General features: G+C 48.7%; 1 protein-coding gene. It reads right to left on the bottom strand.

Features of this window, described 5'->3' with window-relative positions; translation table 11 throughout:
* Positions 1 to 374: eCIS core domain-containing protein (locus NF543_RS25350; protein ID WP_257671000.1), on the bottom strand; the 374-nt coding region annotated here is incomplete at both ends.

Below are 374 nucleotides of genomic sequence, written 5' to 3'. Positions count from 1 at the left end.
AATACGATGTTGTTTCCCGTGGTGTATGCCAAGGCATTTATGCTTTGTGCGGATTCCGCCGCACTTGAATCGGTATGGATACGTACGTCCGAAAAATCGCGGTCGAACCGTGGTTCAAAAAAACTACGCTCTTGTATGGATAATGCCCTTCCTCCCCCATTCAAATGGGATACGTATCTTTCAAAACCTGGCTGAACCTGCGGAGTTGAATCCCGGCTTTCCTTGCGATGTATCTGCTTTTCTTCCTCCTCGCAATGCGTGCACTTGCGTTGTATGCCCACATCAGCCATCCGCATCACGCGATCTGCCATCATATCGGCTTCCTGCTCATAGGGATCATTGGGTTGGTTGACTGTGAGCTTGGATTGAAAAAA

It is taken from the genome of Parapedobacter tibetensis (genome assembly GCF_024704835.1).
GTDB classification, from domain to species: Bacteria; Bacteroidota; Bacteroidia; order Sphingobacteriales; family Sphingobacteriaceae; genus Parapedobacter; species Parapedobacter tibetensis.
This window is presented reverse-complemented; position numbering and strand designations above follow the sequence as displayed.